We start from the raw sequence: 15791 nt of genomic DNA, 5'->3' as shown, positions 1-15791 counted from the left end.
AATAAATCTTTATTTTGGAATTCATTCAACAAAAAAAACGCCTTTCTTTAAAAAAGAAACGACGTTTTTTGAAAAAACTACATAAAAATCGGAACTTCTGCCGATGAATCATATGTATAGATTCCACGACCCACTTTTTGAATCGCCGGGTTTGCCTGTTCAACTTTCGCCATAAGCTGATAAATGTTACTGATTTGGTGACGATAACGAAGTTCGAGTTCCATCTGAATATCTCGTGCTGACATCGACTCGCGTTCGCGCATCAAATCACTGATTTGGTGTACGTAAACTTCCAGTGGATATCGCTGATTCACTCTTCGTTGTTTCAATGGACGCTCTAGTGCAACAGAAATTTCCTGTGCATGATCTTGATTCGTTCGACTTAATTCAGCTACTAAGTACTCTGCTCTTCGTTGAAGACGGCGATATTCTTCTTCGATTTCCATCAGCTCTCTGTAAATATGTTCATTCGGATCCATACTTTTTACCTTCTTTCTTGTATTGATGACACAATAATATTTCAATTATGTTTCAATTGTATGTTTTTTGAAATAATATTACCATTTATTTACCTTTTTGTTATATAATTTCTATGTTATTTTAATTTTTTTGTAATATTGGCAATTTTTTATCTGTTGCTGATTTCCATTTTTATCTTAACAGAAAGGAGCGAACCTAGAACATAAAATTATTGTTTTTAATATATAATTTTAAATCTTTCTTCATTTTGTCATTTTTATATCCTGTTTTACAATACTAAATTTAAAAGGAGAGCACACTATGCCTACTAAAACTTCCGTCTTGATCGCAAGTATTGCTTCGGCCGTACTTTTCACGGTAGCCGCCCCAACACCCGAAGCATCTGCTGCTTCTATCACGAAAGCTACTTATCAAACAACAGATGCACTAAATCTTCGCGCTTCTGCTACTACTTCCTCTAAAAAATTGTTGACGATTCCTAAAGGAAAATCAGTCGTTTCTTCGTATAAAACAGGAAACTGGTACAAAGTCTCTTACAGTTCTAAGACGGGTTATGTCTCAGGAAGTTACTTGAAGAAGAAAGCGGCCGTTAAAGCTAGTACTGTCGGTACATCCTTTACGAAGACGAACTACACGACGACGGATTCGTTGAGCCTTCGTAAGTCTGATTCTGCTGCTTCGACTAAATTATTGACGATTCCTAAAGGAACAACACTTTCCTCTTCTTACAAGAAGGGAAGCTGGTATAAAGTATCTTACAAATCAAAAACCGGTTATGTTGCTGGTTCTTACTTGAAAAAGAAAGCGGTCGTCACAGCAAGTGCTACCGGTACGACATTCGCGAAAACGAACTACATTACGTTGGACGCTTTGAATTTACGTACATCGAATTCTGCTACCTCAGCTAAACTACTAACGATTCCTAAAGGAAAGATCGTTACCTCTTCGTATCGGAAGGATAACTGGTACCAAGTGTCTTACGGTAGTAAAAAAGGCTATGTCTCAGGAAGTTACTTGAAGAAAACGACGTCTTCTTCTGCTTCTTTACCACCTGTCGGATCTGCAGCTGATTATTCAGGTACGACAATGTATGTTCTCGTTCCTTTTAATGATTCATTGACATTACGGTCTGGTGCAAGTTCGATCAGCCCTTCTATCGGTACACTGCCACGTGGTTCCGTTGTTACGGTAACGAATGCTTTACATAAGACAAAAGGATTCGTCGCTGTCAAAACATCTGATGGACGTTATGGATATGTCGAAGCGACGTATCTCTCGCTCTTCCAGCCTTCTATGTCTGCTCGTCCACTCGTCGTCTTAGATCCTGGGCATGGTGGACATGATGTTGGTGCCGCACGATACGGTATTTATGAACGTGATATCGTCATGTCAGTCGCTAAACTCGTAGCCGAGCGCCTATCTAAAACAGTCGATGTGAAGTTGACACGTTATACGAATGATTACTATCCTTCGTTAACAGATCGTAGCGTCATCTCGAACGCCCATAAGACAAACATCTTCGTCAGTATCCATATTAATGCTGCATCTTCAACAAGTGCTTATGGCGCTGAAAACTTCTATTACAGAGGTAATGCATCTGTTGGTCTATCACGAAATCTCCAAAACAATCTTGTTAACTCGATTGGATTACGTGATCGTGGTATTAAATTCGGGAACCTCGCTGTTCTTCGCGGTACGAATGCACCCGCTACATTAACGGAACTTGGTTTCCTATCCAATGCTAATGACCGGGCGAAACTCGTTTCTCCTTCTTATCAGCAACGCTATGCTGATGCAGTAGCAAACGCGATTCTTTCTTCCCTCTAACCAAAAAATAACGCTCAGCCGAATCATACGGCTGAGCGTTATTTTTTTTGAAAAAGAAGAGATTCAGGGAAATCACTTCTTTTTCTGACACATAAAAGAAAAGAGAGGTTGATTGCGATTCAATCATCAGGGAATGAATGAATCTCAGTTAGCGACTAGCGAGGATTTGCTCAAGGGAAAGCAAATCTGTCGAATCGACACGATAGTCTGCCTCATGGAGCGCCGACTCCGGTCCTACGCCGACGGCATACATACCGGCAGCGTGGATGGCAGTGATGCCCGCTGTCGCATCTTCTACACCGATGCAACGGCTTGGTTCGACGTCGAGCGCTTCCGCAGCACGGAGAAACACTTCAGGGTGTGGTTTCGATTGTGCAACAGTTGCAGCATCTACGATGTCATCGAAGTAATGTCGAACCTTTAATGCCTCGACGACCATCAGCGCATTTTTAGAAGCGGACGCCATCCCGATTTTCAGCCCAGCGTTTCGGATTTCATCAAGGAATGCAGTGATTCCAGGAAGAAGATCCTGTTCAGAGATGTGCTGGATCAATGTGACATAGTGTTCGTTCTTCTTCGCAGCGAGTGCTAGCTTCTCGTCTTCCGAAAAAGCATCCTGTTTTCCACCAAGCGCAAGGATACGCTCGAGTGAATCCATCCGGCTGACACCTTTTAATGTCTCATTGAATTCCCGGTCGAACGGGATATCCAAATCCTCTCCTAATTGTTTCCACGCTAAGTAGTGATACTCTGCTGTATCCGTGATTACGCCGTCTAAATCAAAAATGACCGCTTCGATCGTTGGTGCCATCCGACATCCATCCTTTCATACATCGTCCATGAAAGGCAAGAAATCGAATGACACGTTGTGCAAACGATTGCACTTGCCTCACAAACAATTTTACTAATTCTCTCATCTCTTTGCAAGCGTTATCAAATGTTTTACTTAAAAAGAAAAACACCTTGCGATTTCAGCAAAGTGTTTTTCGTCCTGTTATCCTTTTAAGAGACCAATCACTCGGACGTTGATTGCTTTCGGTTGGAACGCGAGCATGTTCTCCATGTCTTGCGCAATCCGTTCCTGCACTTTCCCCGCCGTCTTGATGATCGACATTCCGTACTTGATATGAACAGACAAACTGATCGTAATCTCGCCGCCGACATCCTCGACCTTCACGAGTTTAACCATCTGTTTCTCTTGCAGTTTTGAATCATCTGCTGTGAAGGCGATCCCTTCCGTTTCTTGAACGGCTACGCCTGCGATGACCTCGATGACTTGTTGCGAGACGTTCACGACACCGTCTGCGTTATTTAAATTATATGACATTCCTTCCACGCCCTTCGTCTTGTAATCCATCTATCTTAAAGTGTAAAGCATTCCGTCTTATTTTGAAAGGTCTTCCCGTTTCTCGACGATTGGACGAATATCAATCTCAATCAAAGGACGGAGGACACGAACGACGAGCGGGTGTATGATGATACCGACGATCAGCAAGGCAACGCCAATCATGATCAGTAACGCTAGCCACGGTTGCGGTACGAATGCTTCCGTCACATACTGGCGCCACGCCATGACGAAAAAGACGTGAAGCAAATAGACATAGAGGCTGAGTTCCCCCGCCCGTGTGATGAGCGGAAGGCGACGCATCGGAATCAACATCATGAAACCAAGGGAAGCCGCAATTGACAAGAAATAAATGACACTATGTTTGATGACACCTAACCAGGCATCGCTATCGTATTGATCAACATAAGGGAAACGATGCTTGAAGGCATTCGCGAAATCAACGATCTCTTGTGGTGTGTCACGCCACGCTTCAAATAACAAAAAGCCCATGACGGCCACAAATGTGATCCCACCGATTAAGCGGACGTTCATCCGTCGTTTAAAGTTTTTCGGCATTTCAAAGATCCGGATGAATTCGTGTTCTGATAAATAGTTTCCGAGTAAGAAGTACGGATAGAACATGATCAACTTACGAAGTGCTAAGAAGCCTGTATTCTCAAGCTCAAAACCATATAATAGAGCGAACGCGAGACCGAACCAGACGTAGCCGCGTAAATGGACGACATAAGGCGTCACGATATACCAGACGACCATGACGAATAAATACCAAAGTGCCCAGTATGGCCGTAATAGATGCGTTCCAATGTTTTCTCCTGAGAAAATCGGGTTTCCTTCCCCGAGTGTCGCCCAAGATCCGATCAAGATCTGCCAGACACAATACACCGCGAAAAGCTGGATGACACGTAAATACTTGTTTTCGCGGAAGAAATAACCGCTTAAAATAATGAATAATGGCATATGAAACGAATAAATCAATAGATAGACCGTTTCGAGTAATTTTCCATCATAATCAAACCGTAAATCTGTCAGCATGTGACCGATGACGACGAAAATGACAAGAAAACCTTTAATATTATCAAACCACGGATTCCGATTCATGTTACACTACCCCTTATACTCCCTCGAAAGGAACGAATGTTTATGAAAAAGACACTCCTGATTCTATCCATCGTCTTGAACGTCGTTCTCCTTGCTTTGTTACTGGGACGTAAACCGCTCGAACTGTTCGAAAGCGTCTTACCTGCAACGAGTACGACTCCAGTCACGACATTCCAATACGATAAGAATCCGAACTATGTCCGTTTGAATAGTCTATTCCATACTTATCAATACCCAAAATCAGCGAACGCTGTCATGTTAGGTGACTCGATGACGAATTTTGCCGATTGGCGCATCTTGATGGATGATCCGACAATTATTAATTTCGGGATTCCTGGCGATACGACAGAAGGCTTTTTGACTCGTCTCGACCTGATTCTCGAGATGAAACCAAAACGCGTCTTCCTGATGGGTGGTATTAATGATATCCGTCACTATACGCCGATTCCACAAATTACCGAGAACATGACGACGATCGTGACGACACTTCGAAAAAATAACATTGACGTCGTCGTTCAGTCAACCGTTCCTGTGGCACCGAAGTATTCAGACTCCGTCCGAATCAACCGTGATGTCGAAGCGTTGAACCGGAATTTACAAAATCTCGCTCAATCGCTTAAGGTTCCATTCGTCGACTTACGACCTGTCTTGACGAATAAACAAGGATATCTTCAGAATCGCTTGACGTATGATGGATTACATCTCGTCGGTGGCGGTTATCTACGCTGGAGCGATGCCCTGAAACCTTATGCATTGCAAGCAGATATAACAGCAAACAAATAATCGATGGCACATCAAAAAAACGGCTCATCCCGATGATCAGGATGAGCCGTTTTTCGATTCTTAATCTTCTTGGTTCTTGACACCCATGTACGCTGCGACACTCGATGCTGAGAAAACCGCAACGGCAACGATACCGACAGCAATCCAAATCACTTGATCCATCATTTCTTTATATCCCCCTTTATGTAACCGCTCACTTCTACATTTAGCGTACACGAATTTCGTCAAGAAAGAAACACATTTTCCATGTCTAATGACTAGACGATTCGGGAAAAAGTAACTATAGTAGAAGGACAACTACAAATTGTCAGAAAATTCGATTATTTAACAAGGAGGTGTTTCTGATGGCCACTTCATTGCTTACGCCGAAAGTGACGTTACGACATCGAAGTACTCTCAACTTTGGATATTGGCTTGTCATCGGATGCATAGGATGGGGGATGCTTGCCCTCGTCACGAATGTTGGTACCGTTATTAGTCGTCTTCCTTTATATGAAAGCATTCCCCTCGCCATCCTTGTATTTGGCCTCACAGGTGTCGTACTAAAAATGGCGCGTGACGAGTGGTGGATTCGTTATCTCGAACGTCAGACCCAGTATTACATCGGACACGAGACCGTGACCGGTTGGTGTACGACGATTGATAGCATGTGGCTGATCCGTAAGACGATGCGCCGTGAACTTCGCTTGCTCTACCGACAACTTACCAAGACGAAAGCATCGGAAGAAGTGAAACAGACGCTCGCCCTCCAGCTCGTCGAACGTGGTGTGCTCATCGTCTATTCTCGACCAAAAAGTGATCATCCTGCTTGAAACGAAAAGAGGACTGCCCCATCATCTTCTATGAAAGAAGAAGATGGGACAGCCCTTTTTTTTACTATTTCAGCCAATCCGTTGCTGCTTCAATCGTTGGCATGACGAGTTGGTGACCATAATTCGACCACGTGACGTCGACTGATGCACCAGCTTGTTTCAAGAGCGCTGATAACTCTTCCGTTTCCTGAGCCGGACAGATCGGATCATTGCTTCCGGCACCGATGAAGACGCGCACATCCGATAGGTCAGGTAACGTCACACCACGACGTGGTACCATCGGATGCAACAGAATCGCTTGTTTGAACAAAGCTTCTTCGAACAACATGTTCGCCGCGATGTTCGCCCCGTTCGAGTATCCGACCGGAATTAGACGATCGAGATCAAAACTACGCTCTGCTGCTTGATCACGTAAAAACTGAATTAAACGTGCTGTCCGTAAAGCGAGGTCTTCTTCATCGAAGACGCCTTCTGCGAGTCGTTTGAAGAATCGTGGCATCCCGTTTTCCGAGACTTCTCCGCGGACGGACAAGTAGCCCGCTTCCGAATCGAGCAACGAGACGAGCCCGACGAGATCTTGTTCCGTTCCACCTGTGCCATGTAAGAATAAAAAGATCGGTGCGTCTGCTGTTTTTGGTGCTTGGTATAAATGAATCATACGAGTCTCCCCTTCGGTACAGTAATAGGTGTTACATGATTTGTGATCGCACTGCGATGTGCTTCGAATTGTTCCGGTAACTTCAAGTCTTCTCCGAGCATCTCGAACGCTTCATCGATTGCGAATCCTGGATTGTCGGTCGCAATTTCATGGAGAATCCGACCGCGGTCATGGAAATAGATCGATGTGAAGTAATGGCGGTCCTTCACTTCAGTCGTCAGTAAACCGAACGCGTTGATGGCGTTCATCCAGTCGATTTGTTCCTTTTGATTCGTTGCCCGCCACGCGATATGGTGAACCGTTCCCGGACGACCAACTGGCATTTGACCATGAACGACATCAACGACATTCCCGAACTCGCCTTCTGCGATGTACCGGTCAACGGTTTCCGTCCGTTTGCTAAGTGTCAGCCCGAATGTGTCTGTCAGTAATTTTGCTGTGTCTGATGGATCCCGCGACAGTAACGTCGCTCCGGCGAATCCTTTGATCGCAACCTCACGCGTGATGCCATCGATTTCATAGCGACTGTCTGATCCCGCCTCGCGTTCGACGAGTTCAATTTGGAGACCATGTGGATCTTCGAAGGCGATCTGCTGCTCTCCGAAACGAACCGCCTCTTCAAACAAGACATTTTTTTCTGTCAACCGCGCTTTCCAAAAATCTGCTGCACCGACCGGAATCGCGTAAGCTGTCGTTCCGACTTGTCCGGCACCGACTTTCCCTTTTGCCATGCCTTTAAACGGAAAGAACGTGATGATCGTTCCCGGTGCCCCAGATTCGTTTCCAAAATAGAAGTGGTATGTTCCTGGATCATCGAAGTTGACCGTTTTTTTGACGAATCGTAGTCCGAGAATGGTTCCGTAAAAATCGAGATTTTCTTGTGGATCGCCGACCATTGCTGAAATATGATGAATGCCTTGCGTTTTCATATGATGCGTTCCTCCTTCAGTCGTATCTATTAACACAATAATAGTAACTAAAGAACAAAAAGTAAACTAATAAGCCTTTCCTCGTTCTTTTCTGGAACCTTTATCCAATTTAGACCGTAGGACACTAGGTAACAATGGTACACTTGTCGTGCAACAGACGTCTTTAAAGGAGGTTCATATGTTAGAAATCAAACACATCACGAAGCGTTTCGGCGATTTTACGGCCGTAGATGCTCTGACGATCGAGGTACCACGGGGGCAAATCTTTGGTTTGCTTGGTGCAAACGGTGCCGGGAAGACAACGACCTTCCGGATGCTGCTCGGTCTACTGCAACCAACTGAAGGATCGATCACCTGGAACGGGGAGCGCATCCCGACTTCAAAGATCGGATACCTTCCGGAAGAACGAGGGCTGTATCCAAAAGTCCGCGTCGATGAACAACTTTTGTTCCTCGCAGAACTCCGCGATATGAAGCGAAAAGATGCGAAACGAGCGCTGACGGAATGGCTCGAATATTTCCAAATTCCGCAGTATGAAAAAATGCGCGTCGAACAACTCTCAAAAGGAAATCAACAAAAGATTCAGTTGATCTCTGCCGTCCTACATAAACCTGAACTGCTGATTTTAGATGAACCATTTAGCGGACTCGATCCGGTCAACGCTGAACAATTAAAACGTGCAGTCAAAAAGTTAACCGTCGACGGAACGACGATCGTCTTCTCGAGTCACCGGATGGATCACGTCGAAGAACTCTGCGAACACGTCGCAATCCTCGATCACGGAAAACCCGTCGTTGCTGGCTATCTCCCTGACATCAAGGCGGGATACGGAAAAACACGTGTCCTTTTGACGACAGATGCCCCACCACTCCTATGGGATAGCTTACCGGGTGTCCTACAAGTCGAGTCAGACCATAATGGTCATATCGTCCAAGTCTCTTCAAAAGAAACGGCTGATCAACTTCTCCAACATATCGTCAGTCAAGGACACCATGTCGATCGTTTCGTCTGGGATCAGTTATCGCTGCAGGATATCTTCATCGAGGAGGTCGGCAAACGTTATGAACCGTAAATTTCTGACTTTATATCGCTTCAATCTACTTCAAAAATTACGTGCTAAAAGCTTTTTGATTTCGACGGTCCTGATGGTCCTGTTCCTTGTTGGCTTTGGCAATATCGAACGGATTCTCGACTGGTTTTCTGGTGACGATCCGAAAGTTGCTCTCGTCAGCGAACTATCGACCGATCTTCGTCCGGCCTTGAAGAAGGCTGGTGTCACTTCAGACATCACGACGAAGGAATATACAGTCGCACAAGCACGAAAGGCCGTCGACCGCGGTACATTCGATGCCGTGGCAATCGTTCAGGATTCGTATGACGTGACACTCGTCAGTGCTAGTCCTGAGTCTGAATTACAGACACAGGTCGCAACGGTCGTCAAACAAGTCCGTGACCAAGCCGTCATCACGGATGCTGAAATCGATCCGAACGTCCTCGCCTCACTCGCTGAACCTGTTCCTGTCAAACAGGAGTTGACGTCGACGGGTGGGAAAAGTGAGGATGAACTCTTTGCTGCCTCGGCGCTCGTCTATGTGTTGCTATTCTTGATGTACTTCACGATTGCGATTTACGGTGGGATGATCGTCACGGAAATCGCGAACGAAAAGTCATCCCGTGTCATGGAATTGCTGATTTCAGCAGCGAGTCCGATTCAACATATGCTGGCGAAGATCCTCTCGATCGCTACGGTCAGTCTCGTACAATTATCGATTCTCGTCGGTGTCGGCTACTACAGTGCTCAAAACAGCAGTTTATTCGATCAGTTATCACTCGATTCCTTGAGTGCTCGAACGATCATTTATCTGTTCGTCTTCTTCCTGCTCGGATACTTCCTGTATGCGACGCTTCTCGCGGCACTCGGTTCGCTCGTCAGTCGGGTCGAGGATGCGCAGCAAGTGACATTACCAGTCATCTTGTTGATCGTCGCAGCTTTCATGATTTCGATGTTTAGTCTGAATGCACCGACGAACCAAGCTGTCGTCGTCCTGTCGTTCGTGCCGTTCTTTACACCGATGGTCATGTTCCTGCGCGTCATGTTGACCGATGTACCGCTATGGCAAGTGTCGATTTCGCTCATTTTGATGCTGATCAGCATCTCGCTTGCCTTATTCGTCGGAACGAAATTCTACCGGGGTGGTGTTCTGTTCTATGGATCGAATCCACTCAAACAGTTGCGCCGGATCTTAAGCGGTCGCCGGTAACAGTTTACAAGACGAATCGTTTCCGCTATCGTTAGGTGAGAAAAAGCCTTTAGGAGGAACTACGTTATGCGGTCTCGTTTTTGGGCAGCGATTCTTTTCACAGCTGCTGCCATGGTCTCGTCACTTGTCATGTTCACGAAATTTCCGCAGGCGAGTGCGACATGGGAACTCGTCCTTGCTTACGGTGGGATGACGTTCGTCGCCAGTCTATTTTGCTGGTCCTTCGTCGCGGTGCGCCGTCAATCTTCTCGCTTATACGGAAGTTGGGTTGGTGTCTTCATCGCTGGATTGACGGTTTTACTTGTCTGTATCGCACGCTTCGTCTTGCGTGGTGATATGATGATGATTTTCAAATGGCAAGCGATGCTCGGTAGCTTAACCCTCAATTTCGGCTATGTCGGTTGGGTACTCGTCATCGCGAATGCAATCATTGGATTCATCATCGGTCGGACACGTATTAAGAATCCACGTTTACGTCAGATGTCACAAAACAATACACGTTAAAAAAAGTCGCTGTCTTCTGAACGTCAATCAGAAGACAGCGACTTTTTATTTGCGATGATAACGTGAACGGCTTTTCCGGTCACTATAATCCGTGTAATATGTCGAACGAGCTAACGATACACCTTCTGTCATTCGGTCGAGATATTCGTCGAGTTGCATCATGGCTGGAAGTTTATCCTCAAACAGTTCAAACGTCTCTTCTGCTTGATCCCGTTGTAACTCTCCTGCTTCCATCACAGCATCGACCAGTTCATGAAAGATGCGTTGCTCGGTTGCGCTCATCGTCTGCTCGATCCGTTTGACATCTTCGTCGTACATCAGGTCAAACAGGCGCATTCGCTCTTCAAGCTGCTCTTCGACCCATGTCCCGTCTTGTCCGAGCGTCTGCTCATAAGCAAGTTTCATCTCTTCAAGTGGCGTCTTCTGTTGCATGATGAACTTCAATGATTCTCCTGTCCAGATGTGACGAGCCAAGTAACTCGCATCGATGTTCAAAGCTTCAGCCAGTGCCTCGATGTACGCTTTTGTTGGATAGACTTCGCTGAGTTCCGTTCGACGAATGAAGTACGGTGCGACACCGAGTCGTTCTGCCAGCTGCTCGATCGTAACCCCGGCACGCTCTCGTAAAATACGAATTCGGTCACCGTAGCCTCGATATGGTGAATGGTCTAGCATACGTTTCCCTCCCTTATTCCTATGGTATCATCATACCCTTGAATTCGGTGTTGGATACATCGAACTTTCGGATGATTTCCGGAACAGATGGCGCGGGTACCGTAGCCAAATCGGTAAGACACTTAAGAAGTATCCAACGGTGACGATACTGATCCAAAACATAGCGAGATTAAGAAAAGGTTTCATTTCAAGTCCAGCCTGTGTCACGACGACTTGGAACAACAAAAAGGCATGAAAAACAGAAATCAGATAGGGAATGAGTAAGACCGCACCATACTTCATGAGCAAGTAACGACGAATGTTTCCGGATCCAAATCCGAGCGCAAACAATGTCTTCATCCGTTTTTGTTCCTGTTCCGCCGTCATCTGCATCCATACATGCAGGAAACTCGCATTGATGACGAACAACCAGATCGTCAGAAGGATGACGACGAACGTGACGAGTCGTACGATCCGGATCCCGTCGATCTCATCTTCCGTCTCATTGATCAACTGATAGGGAACCGGCTGCTTCTCATCCAGCTTGGCTGCGGATTGAATATTGCGAACGATCTTCATCCACTGCTTCCAGTCCCTCGTTCCATAATCATGGTAGGCTGGCGTATCGAAGACGACGATTTGCCGAACAGGTTGTTTAAGTGTCGGGAAGATCGCGTCGCTGACGACGAATATCGTTTCGATCTGATAGTTATAGCCGAACACTAAATCATGGGAAGACGGCGAGAGCAGCTTAAACCCTTCTCGTTTCATCGCCTGTTCCGCCTTTTTCATCGTTGGTGTATTCTCTTCGAGTTGCACCGGTCGCGCGGGTACGAAGAAACTCTGTCGACCGGTCGCCTTCCGCTCCTCAAGGTGCAATTGACGCATCATCTTGTTGTAGGCAGAAATCGGTAAAAAGATACGCTTCCCTTCTGCCTTCACTTCAATATCTTGCTGATAGCGATCCGGAAATGCGTCCGTCATCGTCTGTTTAATATCCTTCAATCGCTTCGTCGGCTGAGCGGATTCTTCATAATAGACGAGACCAAATTGATTTTGGGACGAGAGATCGAGTCCGATCAATTGAAACAAGAAGACAAGTCCGACTGCCGTCAGCGCACATGACGTCAAGATCGTCCCGAGGGCAATCAGCGTACTATTCGTTCGTAACTGATTGGCGATCTCCGAAACGATCAGTTTCCGAAGAGACAACCGACATGGACGATATAGCTGGATCAACCACGGTAAGATATAGCGGCAAATGAAAAAGGAACCGATGAAGATGACAAGCGGGAATAACATATAAAATCCATACATTCGAACGAACGCGAGGACATATCCGTAAATCAAGAGCAATAAAGCGAGGACTTGTGTCAGAATCCAAACTCTTCTTCGAAAAAGTGAACGGGAACGGACCGGTCGATCCGGACGAAAACGGTAAATCGCCAGAACGGTCGCGATCAGTAAAACAAGGAAGGCGCCACCAATCAAGGCAAGAATCGCATAAAACGACAGCTCAAACTCGATCGGTGGCAAGAACATAATTTTGACGACAGAAAGTAACAGCATCTTCGTCAAGACATTTCCAAGTATCATCCCTGCCGTGATCGCTAATCCGCCAACGATCAGAACCTCAATCAAAAAATACTTCAAGAAGTGCGATAATCCACTACCGAGCGTCCGCATCGTCCGGAGATCGTTCTTCCGGTGCTCAAGCATCGTGTATGTCGTCGAATAGATGAACAGGATACTAAAAAATAGGATGATCAGTTCTGCGATGAAGACGAACAAGATCGTCATCTCGATGACTTGGTTCAATTGGCTGAGTATCTTGGCGACGTTTTGAAACGATCCGTTCGTCAGCAAGTTCCAGTAACTCGTCACGATCGTCATCGCGATGATGATCGTCAAGGCATACCCATAGTACAACCGCTGGTAGCGCCGGATATTACGTAGGGCGTATTGCAGATAATTGATGCTCATCCCCTCCTAACAACGATAACGACTCAATGACACGTTGAAAGAAGATCCGTCGTGGCTCATCACGGAATAACTCGGTTTGCACGCTACCGTCCTTTAAAAACAAGACATGATTACAATACGAAGCGACTTGCGGATCATGCGTCACGATGACCATCGTCATCCCCGTCGCGTTCAGTTCTGCTAATACATCCATGACATGTTTTGTCGCTTGAAAATCAAGCGCTCCGGTCGGTTCGTCCGCAAGTATCAGACGCGGCGTATGAATCAAGGCGCGACCGATCGCTGTTCGCTGCCGTTGTCCACCACTTACTTCGTCCACCTGCTTATCGAGCAAATCATCAATCTGAAGGCGACGAGCCAACTGCTCCATCTCTTCACGCGCCAGTTTTGCTTTTTTCCCAGACAACATCAATGGAACGAGCATGTTCTCACCGAGCGTCAAGGAGTCGAGTAAGTTGAATTCCTGAAAGATGATCCCAAGTGTCTCGCGTCGGAAGCGTGTCATCTCTTTTCGCTTAAACGTCGCTGTATCGACGCCATCAATCAGAATCGATCCCCAACTTGGCTCGTCGAGTGTCGCAAGCAAGTTGATCAGTGTCGATTTGCCACTACCGGACGGTCCCATGACTGCGACCATCTCGCCTTCTTCAACTCGGAAGTTCACATCCGTCAACGGCTGTTCCGTCACCTTTCCGGGATAGACCTTTCCTAATTGTTTCACCTCAATCATGTGCGCGACCTCCTACTAAACGAATCCGACATGTCGTCCCGATGCCTTCCTCACTCTCAAGTTCAATCTCGTGTCCGAGTTTCATCGAGACCTGCTGGACGAAATACAGTCCCATTCCGGTCGATTCCCCGTAACGTCGCCCATTCTCACCGGTAAAGAACGCATTAAAGACGCGTGGGACATCTCGTCTTGGAATCCCGACGCCGTCGTCTCGAATCGACAAAACGACCTGCCCATTTATCTCCTCCGCCTTCAAGACGACTTCTCGTCCGTGACCTGTCGTATATTTAATCGCATTCGTCACAAGCTGTAAGACGAGGAATCGAAACCACTTCGCATCCGTATAGACGTACATATCCTCCGCGATATCGAGTTTCGGAAAAACCTGATTTTTGACGAATAGTCGTTTTTCCTGATTAATGATGCCGGTAATAAGTGGCTTTAAGGATAACTGCTCTGCCTTCAGATCCGTCTCGATCGCTTCTAGACGTGACGAATAGAGCATCTGGTCGAGTCCACTGCGCAGCCGATCGACCTCTTGGCGCAAATCAGCTTGATAGTGCTCCCCCGGATGTTCGAGAATCAGTTCGATGACGGATAACGGCGTCTTCATTTGATGAATCCACTGGTCGACATACCGATGCCGCTCTTTTTCCTTCCGTCGCTCAGCAAACAGACTGTTTCGAAACAAGGTCTGTTGCCGTTCTAAAAATTGTTCGACAGCGACGGAAATCGGTTCTTCACTATCACTGCGAATCGGTTCTGCGACCGATTGGACCGGCTGTTGCATCCGTCGCAGCAACGGAAGCATGCTGAAGAAACGATAACTGAGATAAATCAAGAGACCGATACTGTTCAAGAGCACGATATAAAAGAAGGCTGCTGGGCGATAAAGATCGTAGAGCCATAAGACGGCATATAAAATCAGCATTTGTCCAGTAAAGAAGATGATACCTGGTATCGCGTGCCGTAAAAAGAGCTTCATGGTTCAAGAACCAGTTTATAACCGACACCTCGCACCGTCTCAAGTCCAGCGACACCGATTTCGGCAAGCCGTTTGCGGACACGCGTGATATTGACGTTCAACGTATTCTCATCGACGAATGCTTCGTCATCCCAAATCCGTTCAAGTAGATCGCCCCGACTGACGATTCGTGGACTTGCCGTCAGTAACATCTCAAGGATCAGTCCCTCTTTTTTTGACAGCTCGATCGACTGTTCCCCGTACTCGACGATATAACGGTCTAAGTACAGCGTGACCCCTTCTTTCGTCACCGTCCGCTCATCCGTCTCGTTTGAAAGCGTGCCATAGGCCCGGCGAATCTGACTTTTAATCTTCGCGATGACGACCGCTCCTTGGAACGGCTTGACGATGTAATCATCCGCTCCGTATTCAAGCGCCATGACTTGATCCATCTCCCCGACCCGTGCTGAGATGAACAGGATGGGTGCCCGTGTCTTCATCCGCAATTGTCGACACCAATAGAAACCGTCAAACTTCGGTAAATTGACATCTAATAGAATGACGTCCGGATTCGTCTCTTCAAAGACCGCAACGACATCTCCTCGCCCATCTTCAACGACGACTCTAAAATCATAGCGTTCAAGTAGTTCTTTCAATAATGTAGCAATCTTCATGTCATCTTCGACTAATAAAATCGTATGCATCGTTCCTATCAACTCCTTCTCCCTTTATCATAACGAACTCAAAAAGGACTGGAAAC

General features: G+C 46.4%; 17 protein-coding genes. 6 read left to right on the top strand and 11 right to left on the bottom strand.

Features of this window, described 5'->3' with window-relative positions; genetic code table 11:
• Nucleotides 1-77: 77 nt before the first annotated feature.
• Entirely contained in the window at nt 78-446 is a 369-nt protein-coding gene (locus EXG77_RS02975; protein ID WP_238987913.1) for a hypothetical protein, read from the bottom strand.
• A gap of 334 nt (nt 447-780) precedes the next feature.
• On the opposite strand from EXG77_RS02975, the gene EXG77_RS02970 reads away from it, so the two are divergent.
• The gene (locus tag EXG77_RS02970; protein ID WP_035396188.1) at nt 781-2307 is read left to right on the top strand and encodes an N-acetylmuramoyl-L-alanine amidase; all 1527 of its coding nucleotides are present in this window, start codon (nt 781-783) and stop codon (nt 2305-2307) included.
• 148 nt (nt 2308-2455) lie between these two features.
• Here EXG77_RS02970 and pgmB read toward each other — a convergent pair whose 3' ends face one another.
• The 3 genes from pgmB to EXG77_RS02955 all read right to left on the bottom strand — a co-directional run bounded on the left by pgmB (nt 2456) and on the right by EXG77_RS02955 (nt 4753).
• Complete coding sequence (pgmB, locus tag EXG77_RS02965) at nt 2456-3118, bottom strand: beta-phosphoglucomutase (RefSeq protein ID WP_023469308.1); 663 nt, start codon at nt 3116-3118, stop codon at nt 2456-2458.
• A 183-nt stretch (nt 3119-3301) separates the two neighbouring features.
• The gene (locus EXG77_RS02960) at nt 3302-3634 is read right to left on the bottom strand and encodes an Asp23/Gls24 family envelope stress response protein (RefSeq protein ID WP_035396186.1); all 333 of its coding nucleotides are present in this window, start codon (nt 3632-3634) and stop codon (nt 3302-3304) included.
• A 57-nt stretch (nt 3635-3691) separates the two neighbouring features.
• On the bottom strand, nt 3692-4753 hold the full coding sequence (locus EXG77_RS02955; RefSeq protein WP_035396182.1) for an acyltransferase family protein: 1062 nt from the start codon (nt 4751-4753) through the stop codon (nt 3692-3694).
• A 42-nt stretch (nt 4754-4795) separates the two neighbouring features.
• Between EXG77_RS02955 and EXG77_RS02950 the strand changes: the two genes are divergently transcribed.
• A complete protein-coding gene (locus EXG77_RS02950; RefSeq protein ID WP_023469311.1) occupies nt 4796-5536 on the top strand; it encodes an SGNH/GDSL hydrolase family protein in 741 nt (246 codons plus the stop codon).
• 344 nt (nt 5537-5880) lie between these two features.
• Nucleotides 5881-6348 (top strand): hypothetical protein, encoded by a 468-nt coding sequence (locus EXG77_RS02945; RefSeq protein ID WP_035396179.1) that lies wholly within the window; start codon nt 5881-5883, stop codon nt 6346-6348.
• Nucleotides 6349-6412: 64 nt separating this feature from the next.
• On the opposite strand, the gene EXG77_RS02940 is transcribed toward EXG77_RS02945, so the two are convergent.
• Nucleotides 6413-7006 carry an alpha/beta hydrolase gene (locus tag EXG77_RS02940; protein WP_035396177.1) on the bottom strand — a complete coding sequence of 198 codons (594 nt, stop codon included), beginning with the start codon at nt 7004-7006 and terminating at the stop codon, nt 6413-6415.
• Complete coding sequence (locus EXG77_RS02935) at nt 7003-7935, bottom strand: VOC family protein (RefSeq protein WP_035396175.1); 933 nt, start codon at nt 7933-7935, stop codon at nt 7003-7005. Before EXG77_RS02935 ends, EXG77_RS02940 begins: the two co-directional genes overlap by 4 nt.
• Before the next feature lie 178 nt (nt 7936-8113).
• Here EXG77_RS02935 and EXG77_RS02930 point away from each other — a divergent pair, with 178 nt between their 5' ends.
• The 3 genes from EXG77_RS02930 (at nt 8114) to EXG77_RS02920 (ending at nt 10700) form a co-directional block, all read left to right on the top strand.
• Nucleotides 8114-9007: an ABC transporter ATP-binding protein gene (locus EXG77_RS02930; protein WP_035396172.1), complete on the top strand. Its 894-nt coding sequence runs from the start codon at nt 8114-8116 to the stop codon at nt 9005-9007.
• Nucleotides 8997-10196: an ABC transporter permease gene (locus EXG77_RS02925; protein WP_023469317.1), complete on the top strand. Its 1200-nt coding sequence runs from the start codon at nt 8997-8999 to the stop codon at nt 10194-10196. Before EXG77_RS02930 ends, EXG77_RS02925 begins: the two co-directional genes overlap by 11 nt.
• A 66-nt stretch (nt 10197-10262) precedes the next feature.
• Nucleotides 10263-10700, top strand: coding sequence for a hypothetical protein (locus EXG77_RS02920; protein ID WP_035396170.1), 438 nt, complete (start codon nt 10263-10265; stop codon nt 10698-10700).
• A gap of 45 nt (nt 10701-10745) precedes the next feature.
• Here the strand turns inward: EXG77_RS02920 and EXG77_RS02915 are convergent, their stop codons facing one another.
• From EXG77_RS02915 to EXG77_RS02895, 5 genes are read right to left on the bottom strand one after another with little or no spacing between them, the layout of a single operon-like run.
• A complete protein-coding gene (locus EXG77_RS02915; protein WP_023469319.1) occupies nt 10746-11375 on the bottom strand; it encodes a helix-turn-helix domain-containing protein in 630 nt (209 codons plus the stop codon).
• Between the two features lie 30 nt (nt 11376-11405).
• The gene (locus tag EXG77_RS02910) at nt 11406-13337 is read right to left on the bottom strand and encodes an FtsX-like permease family protein (protein WP_035396168.1); all 1932 of its coding nucleotides are present in this window, start codon (nt 13335-13337) and stop codon (nt 11406-11408) included.
• Nucleotides 13303-14067 carry an ABC transporter ATP-binding protein gene (locus EXG77_RS02905; protein ID WP_023469321.1) on the bottom strand — a complete coding sequence of 255 codons (765 nt, stop codon included), beginning with the start codon at nt 14065-14067 and terminating at the stop codon, nt 13303-13305. Before EXG77_RS02905 ends, EXG77_RS02910 begins: the two co-directional genes overlap by 35 nt.
• Complete coding sequence (locus tag EXG77_RS02900; RefSeq protein WP_023469322.1) at nt 14060-15052, bottom strand: HAMP domain-containing sensor histidine kinase; 993 nt, start codon at nt 15050-15052, stop codon at nt 14060-14062. The genes EXG77_RS02905 and EXG77_RS02900 overlap by 8 nt, the downstream gene beginning before the upstream one ends.
• Nucleotides 15049-15735: a response regulator transcription factor gene (locus EXG77_RS02895; RefSeq protein ID WP_023469323.1), complete on the bottom strand. Its 687-nt coding sequence runs from the start codon at nt 15733-15735 to the stop codon at nt 15049-15051. Before EXG77_RS02895 ends, EXG77_RS02900 begins: the two co-directional genes overlap by 4 nt.
• Nucleotides 15736-15791 lie beyond the last annotated feature (56 nt).

This window comes from Exiguobacterium sp. OS-77 (genome assembly GCF_000414195.2).
GTDB classification, from domain to species: domain Bacteria; phylum Bacillota; class Bacilli; order Exiguobacteriales; family Exiguobacteriaceae; genus Exiguobacterium_A; species Exiguobacterium_A indicum.
Note: the sequence above shows the minus strand (reverse complement) of the source record. Positions and strands in the feature narration are given on the sequence as shown.